The 12,160-nt window shown below is 47.8% G+C and carries 10 protein-coding genes; 5 read left to right on the forward strand and 5 right to left on the reverse strand.

Features of this window, described 5'->3' with window-relative positions:
- Positions 1-66 precede the first annotated feature (66 nt).
- Both CF168_RS19765 and CF168_RS19770 read right to left on the reverse strand, forming a co-directional pair.
- Positions 67-2,031 carry a hypothetical protein gene (locus tag CF168_RS19765; RefSeq protein ID WP_089068737.1) on the reverse strand — a complete coding sequence of 655 codons (1,965 nt, stop codon included), beginning with the start codon at positions 2,029-2,031 and terminating at the stop codon, positions 67-69.
- Positions 2,032-2,288: 257 nt separating this feature from the next.
- Positions 2,289-3,224, reverse strand: a complete 936-nt coding sequence (locus CF168_RS19770) for a bile acid:sodium symporter family protein (protein WP_089068738.1) — start codon at positions 3,222-3,224, stop codon at positions 2,289-2,291.
- A 386-nt stretch (positions 3,225-3,610) separates the two neighbouring features.
- Between CF168_RS19770 and CF168_RS19775 the strand changes: the two genes are divergently transcribed.
- From CF168_RS19775 to CF168_RS19785, 3 genes are all read left to right on the forward strand, one after another.
- On the forward strand, positions 3,611-4,948 hold the full coding sequence (locus tag CF168_RS19775; RefSeq protein WP_011624451.1) for a coproporphyrinogen III oxidase family protein: 1,338 nt from the start codon (positions 3,611-3,613) through the stop codon (positions 4,946-4,948).
- Between the two features lie 115 nt (positions 4,949-5,063).
- A complete protein-coding gene (locus CF168_RS19780) occupies positions 5,064-5,297 on the forward strand; it encodes a hypothetical protein (RefSeq protein ID WP_086903564.1) in 234 nt (77 codons plus the stop codon).
- 28 nt (positions 5,298-5,325) lie between these two features.
- Entirely contained in the window at positions 5,326-6,264 is a 939-nt protein-coding gene (locus tag CF168_RS19785; protein ID WP_089068739.1) for a DUF4424 domain-containing protein, read from the forward strand.
- A gap of 57 nt (positions 6,265-6,321) precedes the next feature.
- Here CF168_RS19785 and CF168_RS19790 read toward each other — a convergent pair whose 3' ends face one another.
- Positions 6,322-8,313 carry a ligand-gated channel protein gene (locus CF168_RS19790; protein WP_089068740.1) on the reverse strand — a complete coding sequence of 664 codons (1,992 nt, stop codon included), beginning with the start codon at positions 8,311-8,313 and terminating at the stop codon, positions 6,322-6,324.
- A 121-nt stretch (positions 8,314-8,434) separates the two neighbouring features.
- Between CF168_RS19790 and CF168_RS19795 the strand changes: the two genes are divergently transcribed.
- Positions 8,435-9,397 carry a LysR family transcriptional regulator gene (locus CF168_RS19795; protein WP_089068741.1) on the forward strand — a complete coding sequence of 321 codons (963 nt, stop codon included), beginning with the start codon at positions 8,435-8,437 and terminating at the stop codon, positions 9,395-9,397.
- 79 nt (positions 9,398-9,476) lie between these two features.
- Positions 9,477-10,349 (forward strand): patatin-like phospholipase family protein, encoded by an 873-nt coding sequence (locus CF168_RS19800; protein ID WP_089068742.1) that lies wholly within the window; start codon positions 9,477-9,479, stop codon positions 10,347-10,349.
- Here the strand turns inward: CF168_RS19800 and CF168_RS19805 are convergent.
- Together CF168_RS19805 and CF168_RS19810 are read right to left on the reverse strand one after the other, a co-directional pair.
- A complete protein-coding gene (locus CF168_RS19805) occupies positions 10,342-11,277 on the reverse strand; it encodes a LysR family transcriptional regulator (RefSeq protein WP_089068743.1) in 936 nt (311 codons plus the stop codon). The genes CF168_RS19800 and CF168_RS19805 overlap by 8 nt on opposite strands.
- A complete protein-coding gene (locus tag CF168_RS19810) occupies positions 11,278-12,132 on the reverse strand; it encodes a DMT family transporter (protein WP_011624456.1) in 855 nt (284 codons plus the stop codon).
- Positions 12,133-12,160 lie beyond the last annotated feature (28 nt).

The raw sequence follows: 12,160 nt of genomic DNA on the forward strand, positions 1-12,160 counted from the left end.
TCATTCATAATGAGCCATTAAATACATCAAAAAAATAAAGGCACCCTAAGGTGCCTTTATAATCGATTAGTGGTTAATTCCCACCGAAGAGTGATAACGGATCACACCATTTAAAGGCGGCATGGTATTTTCACAACGCTGATTAAAGTTAACTGCTAGAGATTTAACAGATTTATCAGCATTATAACTCAACTCAAGCACCTCAAAATCCCCGATACTTTGGTTGCAGCCACGGCCATCACCCGTAAATGACAAACCTGCCGTCAAGGGGCCTTGGAACGGATAACGAGTAGCATTGATATATTTCTTCACTTGCAGGTTTTCACCAGCGGGTGCAGCAATATCAAAGCTCCACCAAGTATTTCCGTCAATAGATAAGGTGATTGCATTTAAGCTGTTGTCGTAATTCGTTGGCGTGAACACTGCACTGCTCGAATCCATAATCACTGTTTTCCCACCACCAATGTAGTCACCTTGCGGGCTCACATAGTGCATGAATGTGTCACTGCCAGCATAATAGTGCATCGTTAAAGTTCGGAATACTTGGTATCCCTGTCCATTGGACACTTCTAACTTTATCGCGACATCAGATGTCACTTCATTTGGAACGGTAAAACCTGTCTTGGCACTAGTCGGATTTGAAAAAACAATGCCGACATTATTCACATCTACCCACTTAAATGTCAGCACGCTACCTTTATTCATAACAGTTTGTGAAGCATCGAGCTTTGGCGTGTCGTTGGCTTTATATAAATAGCTACTTGCAGCCACATCGATAATGATTGCATCGCTGGTTTTAAAACGTTCAGACCACATGGTATTCGCCACAGCACCAAATTTGCTTTCAAGCAAAACACCATTAAAGCGATATACCGTATTCGCCTTTAAATCTGTCTCTGGCGTGATGTTTAATATCGCACCATTCACGCTAATTTTGGCTGCAACTTTTCGGTATGGCCATGAATCCTCATCAAAAGAACTTTCGTAAACTTGGTCTTTGATAGGGCGTGACATGAGTAATCGAATCGTCCCGCCGGACACAGGAAATGCTTGTAAATCCTGGTCTTCAATCATGCCTACATAGTTAAAGTTGTCAGAGCGAAACTCAAATGATGAGTTGGATTTTCCACCTTCAAGATGCCACAAACTTCCCTCAACAATTTGACTCCAATAAACCATGTAAGCTTCTTTAGCTGTATTCACATTGAGCATTTTAGAGTCAGTAACGAAGTTACTCGTCATTTGAACTGAGTCCTGAGCTGATGTACTGGCGACAATCGAGCCTTCATGGGGAAATTCGTTAAAATGTCCTTTCAATGGTTTAGTAAACTCAAAACCAAAGCCATTATTAAATTGTGCGACCGAGATCTGGCCTTTACCACTAATCGCATAAGTTGCATCGGAAAAGTTTTCCACTCTCGTTAAAGAGAGATTAGTAAAACTTAACTCCGAATTACTATTTACAACTAATTTAACAGTGCTTTTGCTTTGAATGTTCAACTGTCTTTGCAGCGGTGAAATGTTATTTTCGAACAACATTTGACCAACCAAATTGAAGTTATCATCTCCATTAACCTGCAGATTAGAAATATCAATCGACCCTTTTGCCTTAGTGCCCTGTTGATATTCAGATAACGTTAATGAACCTTCGCCATTCACTGTACTGTCGAGTGCTTGAATGTAACAATCACGATAGGACATATTAAGACTATCGCCGACAGAAATGCCTTTTGAGTCATCCTTATCAATCAACTCAATCGTCGCTAAACCGCCATTAGAGCACGACTTTTCAGCGCCATTAGCCTCGATATCAAAATTGCGTAAGATGTCATTAGCAAAAAAACCAACTTGCAACACACTCTCCGCTAACGATAGCGAAGTGACAGCAACTTCCGTCGGGTAATCAGTAACTTTAAAAGTTGTTGTCGGAGGAGGATTGGTGGGTGATGTGGGCGTTGTAGAGTCGCCACCGCCACAAGCAGATAAGACTAGTGTACTGCCAAGTAATAGACAGATTCCTTTTGCGGTCATATTCGTTCCCTAAACTAGCAAAAACAGATCATATTTTTAATTTGCCAGCTACTTTACCGAATTAATAAAAGTTAACAACAAGTATCTATAATTTAACAACAAGTTAATCGGCTGGCATAAGTTGATGCTAATTAAGTGATGCGCATTTATGAGCGAGTGACCACATACTCACTTATCCATAAAACACTCATATATTTCATTTACGATATTAAGATATACGTTACTTCAGCTTATTAATAAGCTGCTATCGTTTCTCACTATTTGGTGGTGGTTTTCACACCATCCGGATCTTGCTCTAAGCTCGCCCAATATCCTGCCAGCAGGGCGCCAGAAAGGTTATGCCAAATCGAGAAAATCGCGCTGGGGACGGCGGAGAGCGGGCTAAAAAACTTGATGCATAATGCGGTCGCAAGGCCTGAGTTTTGTAACCCCACCTCAATCGAAATGGTTTTACACACTGTATGGTTAAAGCCGAGCAAGCGGCAGCAGGTATAACCCAAGGCGAGTCCCACACCATTATGTAGAAACACAGCAAGTAAAATCACAGGCCCCACCTGCGAAAATTGCCCTGCATTTAGGGCCACAATAATGCTAATGGCCAGTACAATCGCCACGATAGAAATGATGGGCAATACGGGGGCAAGTTTAGCCACCTGCGGTTTAAAGAAGTGGTTCAACATCACACCCACAGTCACAGGGATAAGCACGATTTTAACGAGACTGACTAGCATATCCATTAAAGGAATGGCGACCATCTCACCGATTAATAGCTCAATAATCAAGGGTGTGAGCACTACACCCGCTAAGGTGGATAGCGCAGTCATAGTGATAGATAAGGCGACATCGCCCTTGGCCAAATAGCAAATCACGTTCGATGCCGTACCACCCGCCACACTCCCCACCAACACCATGCCTATGGTCAATTCCCGATTGAGCCCTAATAGTAAACTAATGGCTAAGGCGCTTAAGGGCATCAGGGTAAATTGCAAGATTAAGCCAGTGATAACGGCACGTTTCTGTTTGAATGCATTGGCAAAATCCCGCACATCTAAGGTCAGTCCCATAGATAACATAATCACCACCAGCAACGGCACTATGCTGGTTTTCAATCCGCTAAACCATGCGGGCATCAAATACGCCGTACCCGCCCCGAGTAAGGCAAATAGCGGAAAAAAGCGGTTGATATTAACCAATGGGGATCCTCCAAGATTTCAGGCAGTTTGGGGAGATTAAGCAATGTCCGCAGGGATAATGACAGCCAGATACCCTCAGTACAAGTCAAAGCGCCCACAAGTAAGAAGCTCAACTTTTTATCATTTCAGACTTTCGATTGAGCACTGAAGTTAATCGCTCAAATTCAATAACAAACAGCCAAAAACCTCAGTAAATATGCATCTATGTTTACTAAAACATGATCTGCTTAACAAAAAGCCAGTGATTTCCTTGTTAGGAAACCGTAACTTATAACCAGTTCACGTTTTACTTACTCCATACGAGGTAGTCTAATTGCGCTAGGTGGTCGTGAATTACCTAAAGCAATTTCGGTGTTTACGGTTAGCACTCTCAGATAGGAATCGTTATGTCTTCTGTTATTCAAACGCTCAATGGCGCGATCGCAACGCCTTATCAAGCGAATATTACCGTCCCTAACTGGATGCTCAGCTCGATGGAACGAGTCATGCAGTATTATGTCGATAAGAATCTTCGCCTCGATACGCTCTCCGCCGACATCATGCCCGCTCCGGTCGAAGGTAAAAAGTACATGCTTTATGCCCATGTGCCCTTCTGCCATACCTTGTGTTCTTACTGTACCTTCCACCGTTTTATGTTTAAGGAAGACAAGGCGCGCGCTTACTTTATCTCTCTGCGTAAAGAGATGGAGATGGTCAAAGCCTTAGGCTATGACTTTGAATCTATGTACATTGGCGGCGGCACCACCACAGTATTAGAAGACGAACTCGCCCGTACCATTGAGCATGCCAAGACCCTATTCCCAAGTATTAAAGAAGTGTCTTGCGAGTCGGATCCACAGCATTTAGACAGCCCAGGCTTTAAGCAACTCAAGGGCTTAGTGGATCGTATGTCCATCGGCGTACAAAGCTTTAACGACGACATTTTAAAAATGACCGATCGCCTCGAAAAATTCGGCACAGGTCAGCAAACCTTCGACAAGATCATGGCGGCCAAAGAGCTGTTCCCTATTATCAACGTCGACCTGATTTTTGGCTTCCGCGGTCAAACCGATGAAGTGATCCAGCACGACTTAGATATGGCCTCGCGCCTCGACCCAAGACAGATCACCACCTATCCGCTGATGATCACGCACCAAACGCGTAAGAGTGTTAAAGGTAAACTGGCAGCGCCACAGGCGGATATGGCCAACCAATATCGCCAGATCTTAAACCGTTTAAATGGTCAATATAATCAGTTGTCTGCGTGGGCCTTTGGTAAGGCGAATGACGAAGGCTTCGACGAGTATGTTATCGATTACGATGAGTATTTAGGGGTGGGCTCAGGTTCATTTAGCTTTTTGAATGACACTTTATACGTCAACACCTTCTCGCTGCGTAAATACCAAGAGCGGATCGCCGCAGGCAAGATGGGCGTCGAGCAACAGAAAAACTACAGTAAAAAGGATGTGATGCAGTATCGCTTCCTGCTGGGGATGTTCTCCGGCCGTCTATCACGCAAATACTTCCGCGAAACCTTTGGCGTTAACTTAGACACAGCCCTGTTTAAGGAAATGACCTCGATGAAGCTGATTGGCGCCATCAAGAACGACCCCACCGATCCCGATAATCTGATCATCACAGATAACGGTAAGATGATGGGTCTGTTAATGATGAAAGAGTTCTACGCTGGCATGGATAACGTGCGCGCGCAGTTACGTAAGCCACTCAAGCCCTGCGATATGTAAATATCGGTTGAACCACAAAAGGCCCATGATGGGCCTTTTTGTTAGCGCCATTTCAGGCTACGCTTGCCACCACTCACGCATGAGTCTGTCACCCAGTAATAAAGGAGTATTCGTTATGGGTTTTAATGAGCAAGAAAAACAAGCACTACTCGCCGTTAAGGGCGTTGGCCCGACTGTCATTAAACGCTTTGAAGAAATCGGTATTAGCTCACTCGCCCAGTTAGCCGAGCATGAGGTCGAAGATATCGCCAACCTCGTCGCCAGCATGCTACGCACCACTTGTTGGAAAAACAGCCCACAGGCTCGCAACGCCATCGCCGCAGCCATTGCGCTTGCCCGCCGCGCCTAATCCTTTATTGCTATCTTTTGAGATGTTTATGTCAATCCATATTCGCGCCCTAATGGGCGGTTTACTCGCGCTGCTGAGCACGGCTGCCTTCGCCAATGACAGCTGTTTTGGTGATGCTAATGGTTCTATCACCCTTAAATATCAGCCGCATATCAGCATGGACAAGGAGTCGCTCTTTATCAGCGAGGCCGAAGTCAGGGTCGATTACCTGTTTACCAACACCAGTTCGCAGGATCTTATCGTCCCCATCGCCTTCCCTATGCCGCCGATGTTTTTTGGCTCCGCCGATCACAGCAGCATCGATAACTTCACCCTCAAAGTAAATGGCAAAAACCAACCAACCGAGCACAGGCTCGTCGCCCAACTTGCCGATAAGACGGATATTTCACTAGAGCTTAAAAATCTCGGCTGGGGCGTAGAAGAAGTCGCTTACTTTGCCGAATATGGCGAAGTCCCCAAGGGCAAGCCCGCGCTCCCCAGCCAATGGTTGGATGAGGACCAACAAATCGCCTTTACCCTGAGCGATTACTTTGTATGGGAACAAACCTTTCCCGCAGGAAAAACCGTTGCCATCAGCCACAGTTACACCCCGAGCCTCTCAACGGGCGTGCCCGATACCGCCAGCAGTATTATCGATACTTACACTGAACTTGCCTGTTTAGATGAAAGCGCCAAGCAAGGCATTCGTAAGCGAAACCTTATCGTTAAACAAGACGGTGAAGATCAGGAGATTGGCGTCGAGTGGAGCCATCTTAGCTATATTTTGGTGACGGCCAATAACTGGCAAGGGGCGATTAAGGACTTCAAACTGACGCTGAAAAAATCCAAACCCACAGATCTCATTAGCTTGTGTTTTGATGGCGAGCTTAAAAAAATCGACCCACTCACCTTTGAGTTTCAGCAAAAACAATTCACCCCAACGCAGGATCTCAGCATCCTATTTATCCGTAAACCGAATTATGAATAATCGAAAAAGCCAGCTAAATGCTGGCTTTTGTATTAAGCGACTAATTTTAAAAGGCGATTAAAAGCTATAAGTCATACCTAACCAGTAACGACGGCCGTCTTCGATATAACCGTATTCTTCTTCCGTGATGTCCTTATCGAAGGCGTTATAGATGCCCGCGCTGAACTTAATGCTGTCATTAACGCGATAGTTCGCCCCTAAATCTAACAACGTATAGGAAGGCGCAATCAAGCTGCTTGAAGAAGGCCCAGTGGTTGGTTGGCTCTCTTCGCCACGGTAGTTGACCCGCAGCCAAGTGCTTAACTTATCTATCGGCTCATAGTTAACCGACAATTGCACTAGATGTTTAGGTAACTGATTCAATGGACTACCTTTATAGGCGCCCGTCTTCTGCTCCGAGTCGGTATAAGTGTAGTTGCCGGTTAATGCCAAGTTGCTCAAGATTTTATAGTCGATACTGAACTCAACCCCTTGGGTGACCGCCTCATCGATATTCACATAAGTGGTTGGGTCAGAACCAAACTGATTCGGCCCATCGGTACATTGAGTCGCAGGGCAAGCGACACGGGTGATCTTGTCCTCAAACTCGTTATAAAACACGCCAGCACTGGTGGTGATAGAATCGGTAAGGTCGGTATAAATCCCTAACTCATAGTTGACTGAGGTTTCGGGTTGTAAATCGGGGTTACCGTACATATTGCCGCCTCGGCTCACCTGCCCCCAATCGGGCACGGTTTGCCTCAGGCTAGGTGCCCTAAAGCCCGTCGACACACCACCTTTTAAGGTAGTGTGCTCGGTCAGCCCCCATACCCCGTAAATCCGAGGACTGAGGTGGTCGCCAAAGTTTTCATCATCGTCTAAACGCAGGCCTAAGGTTAAAGCAAAATTATCGACGATACGCCATTCATCCTCTGAGAACACCGACCATTGGCGACGACTAATATCGGTTAACTCGCTGACCTGATTGCCTGTTTCATCGGTGAGATCTTGCTTATTGAAGGCCGCGCCGAACGTAGCGGTATGGCTTTCACCTAAGGTCGCGATCAGGCTGGTTTGAGCATCGGTATTCTTGATTTTCATCTTGCGGGACTTGTTATCGTACACTTCGTGCTTGATATAAGTATCCGAGGTGCCAAAGTCCCAACGCCCGGTATGCGATAGCGAAATGGTGCTGTTTTCATATTCGGTTGTCGACGATGCAGGGCAACCGCTACGGCCACAACTGGCTCCCGGCGCTAATGGTGCAACGGTTTTCCCTAAGGTGCTATCCAACTCTTGGTTGGCGATGCCGACTTCTAACATGATGTCATGGTCTTGGTTAGGTGTGAGGGCAAATCTGGCGGTGAGATTATCCGCATCGCGACCTCGGTAACCGCCGTAGATATTATCTTCTTCACGCTGGGTATATTGGCCGTATAACTGCACGCCGAGCAGATCTTTAATCAAACCACCGTTCACAAAAAAGTTGCCCTGATACACATTACCCGAGTCCGACTTCTCCTGCAGCGTGGTGTCGAGGCGCAGTTCCCCCTGCCACTCATTGGGCACTTTACGGGTGATAATGTTGATCACCCCACCGATAGCATCGGAGCCATAAAGGGATGACATAGGGCCGCGGACAATTTCAATCCTATCGATTGCGGCGAGCGGCGGCGTCCAAGCGCCTTCAACACCTGGACCATCGCTGTTGGTGCGTGTCTCGCGGGAAGACTGGCGCTTACCATCAACTAAAATCAGCGTGTATTGGCTGCCCATCCCCCGCAGACTAATATCCCGACGGTCGGCACCACCAGTTACCACCACGCCGGGGACTTCTAACATAGCATCGGTTAAGTCACGGTAAAAACGTGTATCGAGGTCCTCACGGGTGATGACGCTAATCGATGCCGGCGCGTCACGCACTTGCTGCTCAAAGCCCGATGCGGTGACGACGATTCTTTCCATCATCTTGTCTTGCTCAGGGGCGGCATCCGCCAAAGCCTGAGTGGCCGGTAGCAATAAAGCTGTAGATACCAGCTGTGCGAGGATCTTTTTACGACGTAACAACATAACCAACGAATCTCCCTTGACCCTTCGTAAATGATAATAATTTTCAATACGGCAATGTATCCCTATGTTACAATCGGCTCAAGTTAGACTTTGAGTAATCACTTGTAAGAGTTGCTTAAGAATGAATAGAAATATGGTCAAGGGCATGATCGTGTTTGCCGCCATCGCGGAAAAAGGCTCGATGAGTGCTGCGGCAACACAGCTTAATCTGAGTTCATCGGCGGTGAGCCAACAAGTCGCAAAGCTTGAAATGGATATGGGAATTAGTCTGTTTCACCGTAATACCCGCCACCTGACACTCACAGAGGCGGGCACATTATTTTATGAAAACTGCATTAAAATCATAAAAATAGTAGAAAGTGCCGAACATCAGCTGCACGCATTGAAGGGCACACCTTCGGGGGAGCTTAAAATCGCCGCCCCAGTCGGCTTTGGCAGTGGTTTACTCAGCCAGCCTTTAGCCCATTTATTGGCCGCCCATCCGCAGATCAGCCTCAATCTGCAATTACAGGACGGTCCAATCGATATAGTTAACGAAGGAATAGATCTGGCGATTTGCATCGGCCCTCTATCGGATTCGAACCTTATCGCTCGCCCCTTGGCAGATTGGCGCATGTTGTTGTGCGTCGCACCCACCTATATTCCCCAGCATCAACACCTACAGCATCCTCACGAGTTACAAGGATTCAACCGTATTAGCCACAGTTATGCCAAGCCCGAGTTCTTAACCCATTCACAGACTCAAGAGCGAATAGAACTCCCTGCCCAGCGCATCAACGTCAACAATATGCAGACGCTTATCCAACTCACCCTCGATGGATTAGGCTTTGCCGTATTGCCAGAGCCAGAAGTGCATCAATATCTTGCATCGGGGCAGCTGGTAACACTTTTGCCCGACTGGTCGCTACGCACCTACAGTGTTTACAGCGTGACCTCGGCGCGGGATAAACAGCCCGCCAAAGTGAAAGAAGCCATCACTGCGCTCAGCCAATATTTTAGCCAGATGGATTTTAGCCCGACCCCAGCATTACTGACTAAACCCAGCGCCTGCGAGCACCCGCCAAGATTAGCCATACCCGCCTAACCCTTGTAGGCATGCGTTTCATTTATCAGGTGAGTTAGAGTATGCTGTTCTATCCATTCGATTAAACAGCAGTAACTCAATGCAAGATGTGGCCTTAGTGTTAGAGGGCGGCGGCCTGAGGGCAATTTATACCGCCGGCGTGTTAGATGCCTTTTTGCAGCAACAATTGCACTTCCCCTATGTGATAGGTGTATCGGCGGGGGCGATTTATCCCGCTTCTTATGTCTCACGCCAATTTGGCCGCAATTTACAAATTCAGCAGCAATATCTGCGGGATAAGCGCTACATGGGGCTACGCCACTGGTTAGCCACGGGCAATTATGTCAACACCGACTTTACCTATAAGCGCATGGCCTATGAGTTACAGCCTTTTGATTTTAAAACCTTTTTAGGCAGCGGAACCGAGTTTAAAGTCGGGGCGTTTAACTGCCAGACAGGACAAACCGATTACTTTGGCATGGCCGATTTTCAAGAGCACGACAAATTGCTCGATGTACTTATCGCCTCCTCTAGCCTGCCTTTTATGGCCAATCCCTATCAGATAAACCAGCAAACCTACCTCGACGGCGGTATCGCCGCGCCCATTCCGGTAGCGAAGGCGCAGCAAGAGGGCTACTCTCGCCAAGTGGTGATCCTGACTCAGGACGCAAACTATCGAAAATCGCCGATGAAGTTCAACTGGTTAGCACGCAAGCGTTATCAAGCTTATCCGGCAGTGGCCGCCGCGCTCAAAGTACGCCACCAACGTTATAACCACTCCCTCGAGGAACTCGCCCAGAGTGTTGCCAGCGGCCATACCTTTGTGATCCGCCCTGCTGCGCCACTTAACCTCTCGCGGCTTGACCGCAATATCGATAAAGTGACCGCCGTGTATCACCAAGGCCTAGCCGATGGACAGGCGATTTTGCCCAAGTTACAGGCTTGGCTAAACACTGGGGCAGGTATCAGTTAGGAAGCGAGGCGCTGACTTTGTTAATAATCAGTTCCCGCAGCCATTTATGGCTGAGATCGTGCTCGAAATGCTTATGCCACATCAGCAGATAGGCACCGGGGATCAGTTTAATTGGCGAGGGTAAATACTTAAGATCAAACGACTTCATCATCGCTAAGGCATAACGGGAAGGAGCGCAGAGAATCAAATCACTCTGCTCACACAGGGCCAGCGCACTCTGGAAGTCGGTCATATTGACCGCAATATCCCGTTTACGCCCTTGGATTTGCAGCACATCGTCTAACAACCAATATTCCAAGCCACCAAAGGCGACCTGTAACTGGCGATAGCTTAAAAAGGTATCGAGATCCCATTCCTGCGAAAGTGCAGGATGGTCACGGCGCATCAGGCAAACTGTGTAATCCTGAACCAATTCAACATAATGGATATCGTCCGGAATATGGTTTACATGCATGGGCGAACGTTCATCCCATTCGCGGCAACCTATGGCGAGATCGATATCGCAGCGCAGGAGTCTATCCATGGTGTCCAGCCGCCAGGTTTGGCAATTAATGCTCACACCGGGCGCCTGCGCTAAAAGCGAAGGCATAAAGTGTGGAAAGGTCAGCGAATAGGTCGTTTCGACCAGATGCATTCGAAACTGGCGCTGACTTAAGGCGGGTTCAAAACTGTCTGGCCGAGTAAATTGCGCTAATTGCTGTAAACATTGGCGCAAGTCGGGCGCCAGCGACAGCGCCTTGGGCGTCGGCTTAAGGCCGTAGGCGGTGCGCTCGAATAAGGGGTCATCAAACACTTCGCGCAAGCGGGTCAATTGCTTGCTCACCGCCGACTGACTTAAATGCAGCCGCGCCGCCGCGGCCGTGACACTCTGCTCCTCGAGGAGAATTTCCAGTACGGGCAGTAAGTTTAAGTCTAAGTGTTTTAGCATCTAACCCCTCGCTTTTAAGGGATTCCACCTCAAGTTTTGCGGCAACTTCATCAGCAGTAGCGACAGTAAAATCACTAAAATCCCTGCCCACTGGCGCATATCTAAGGCTTCACCCACAATCAATACGCCTAATGATACGGCAACCACGGGATTGACTAAAGCCACCATCCCCATGATTTCTGGTCCTAAATTTCGCATTGACCAGAGCCAAGCCCAATAAGCCACTGCTGTATTGGCGGTAACTAGCCAGATTAACGAGGGAACCACATCCATACTCGGGATCTGTGGCGGTCCCGCCATAAACCAAGCCAGTGGGATCAACATCAATCCCCCCAAGAGTAATTGCCAAGCGGTAAGCACTAAAAAGTCGCCCACATCCCAGCGCTGCATCCAGCGGGAAGAAAAGGCAATCAGAGTCGTCGCGCTCAGCATACACAGGACACCAATCGGGTCGAGATCCGCCGAGGGATTCAGCAATAAAATCACGCCACCGAGGCCCATTAAGCCGAGCAGTAACCACTTCATCCCCGGGCGTTTTTTATCAATCAGCCAAGCGAGGATCAAAAAGATTAATGGCAATGTCGCACCCAGCGTGCCCGCAACGGCACCCGGTAGCCGATAGGCGCCAATAAACAGCAGCGCAAAGAAGGCGCCAATATTACAAAACGCCAGCAAGCTTAATTTAGACCACGCCAACGTCGGCAAACGTGGGCGCAGCATCAGCAGCAATATGCCCGCAGGCAGCGCACGCCAAACCGCCACCCAGTAAGGCGACATATCCTGTAAGTAAAGACTCACCAGTGCATAGGTAGTCCCCCAAAACACTGGAGCGAGTAACGCAATCACAAACGGCATAATGACTTCTTAAAAAGTATCTTGATAT

It is taken from the genome of Shewanella bicestrii (assembly GCF_002216875.1).
Taxonomy (GTDB): Bacteria; Pseudomonadota; Gammaproteobacteria; order Enterobacterales; family Shewanellaceae; genus Shewanella; species Shewanella seohaensis.

Excerpts from the sequence above, each read along its gene's own strand:
- CF168_RS19765 (WP_089068737.1), bottom strand. The coding sequence starts at position 2,031 with ATGACCGCAAAAGGAATCTGTCTATTACTTGGCAGTACACTAGTCTTA.
- CF168_RS19775 (WP_011624451.1), top strand. The coding sequence starts at position 3,611 with ATGTCTTCTGTTATTCAAACGCTCAATGGCGCGATCGCAACGCCTTAT.
- CF168_RS19800 (WP_089068742.1), top strand. The coding sequence starts at position 9,477 with ATGCAAGATGTGGCCTTAGTGTTAGAGGGCGGCGGCCTGAGGGCAATT.
- CF168_RS19795 (WP_089068741.1), top strand. The coding sequence starts at position 8,435 with ATGAATAGAAATATGGTCAAGGGCATGATCGTGTTTGCCGCCATCGCG.
- CF168_RS19780 (WP_086903564.1), top strand. The coding sequence starts at position 5,064 with ATGGGTTTTAATGAGCAAGAAAAACAAGCACTACTCGCCGTTAAGGGC.
- CF168_RS19785 (WP_089068739.1), top strand. The coding sequence starts at position 5,326 with ATGTCAATCCATATTCGCGCCCTAATGGGCGGTTTACTCGCGCTGCTG.
- CF168_RS19790 (WP_089068740.1), bottom strand. The coding sequence starts at position 8,313 with ATGTTGTTACGTCGTAAAAAGATCCTCGCACAGCTGGTATCTACAGCT.
- CF168_RS19805 (WP_089068743.1), bottom strand. The coding sequence starts at position 11,277 with ATGCTAAAACACTTAGACTTAAACTTACTGCCCGTACTGGAAATTCTC.
- CF168_RS19810 (WP_011624456.1), bottom strand. The coding sequence starts at position 12,132 with ATGCCGTTTGTGATTGCGTTACTCGCTCCAGTGTTTTGGGGGACTACC.